1 protein-coding gene and 1 pseudogene are annotated in these 1,063 nt (G+C 73.9%); both read right to left on the bottom strand.

Features of this window, described 5'->3' with window-relative positions; translation table 11 throughout:
* Positions 1–613: pseudogene (locus Q8S40_RS11970) on the bottom strand (hypothetical protein); the annotation flags it as partial.
* A 38-nt stretch (positions 614–651) separates the two neighbouring features.
* Positions 652–1,063 (bottom strand): FHIPEP family type III secretion protein (locus Q8S40_RS11965; RefSeq protein ID WP_305670579.1); only part of this gene is annotated, 412 nt, incomplete at its 5' end.

Raw genomic sequence — 1,063 nt, 5'->3', positions numbered from 1 at the left:
CGGCCGGCAGCACCAGCACGCAGGCGCCCTTCGCCACCTCCAGCATCGCTGCCAGGAAGCGGGCGCCGGCCGGGTCGAAGGGGTCGCAGCCCGGCAGATCCACCAGCACCTTCTGCCCGGCCGCGCGCCGCGCCAACGCCTTGCCCAGGGCGGCAGGGCCGTTGGCGATGGCGAGCGGCAGGTCCAGCACGCGGGCGAAGGCGGCTAGCTGTTCGGCGGCGCCCGCCTTGCGGCCATCGGCACTGACCAGCAGCGGCAGCGTGCCGGCCAGCACCAGGCGGGTGGCGAGCTTGGCCGTGGTCAGCGTCTTGCCCGCCCCCGGGGGACCTGCCAGCAGCAGCGGCGCCGGGCCGAGCGGCAGGCGGGCGAAGCCGAGCACCTTCTCCAGCGCCACGGCCAGCCGCCCTTCCGCCAGCCGGTGCGCCAGGGCCGGCGGCACATTGTGGCGGGCGAGGTCGGGCGGGATGGCGCGATGCTTCGGCGCCGCATCCGGCGCGATCATCAGCGGCTCATCATCCTGGTCCTGGGCGGCCGTCACCTCCACCCCGCCGGCGATGCGGCGGGTGGAGAGCAGCACGGCATCCTCGCCCAGCTCGGCGCGCAGCTGCGCCATGGCGTCGGACATCTTCGCCGCGCGGATGACGCGGAGTTTCACTGAACCGTGCCGATTGTGCGGATGCGGGCCCGCGCATGAATCTCGTTATGCGCCAGCACGCTGGTGGCCGGGCGGAAGCGTTCCACCACGGCGCGGACATGGGCGCGGATGCTGCCGGAACACACCAGCACCGCGGGCTCCCCCTGGCTGCTGGCCGCATCGAAGGCGCCGCGCAGCGACGTCATGAAGGCGGACAGCTTGGACGGCGCCATGGCGAGCTGCTTTTCCTCGCCGGGGCCGACCAGCGCCTCGGCGAAGGCCTGTTCCCATTCGCCGGACAGCGCGATGATCGGCACATACCCCTGCGGCCCGCGCGCAGCATCGCTGATCTGGCGCGCCAGCCGCATCCGCACCATGGCCAGGATCGGGCCGAGCGAGCGCGCGCCGCTGGCGGCGGCTTCCTGCATG

This window comes from Falsiroseomonas sp., from assembly GCF_030695085.1.
Classification (GTDB): domain Bacteria; phylum Pseudomonadota; class Alphaproteobacteria; order Acetobacterales; family Acetobacteraceae; genus Falsiroseomonas.
Note: the sequence above shows the minus strand (reverse complement) of the source record. Positions and strands in the feature narration are given on the sequence as shown.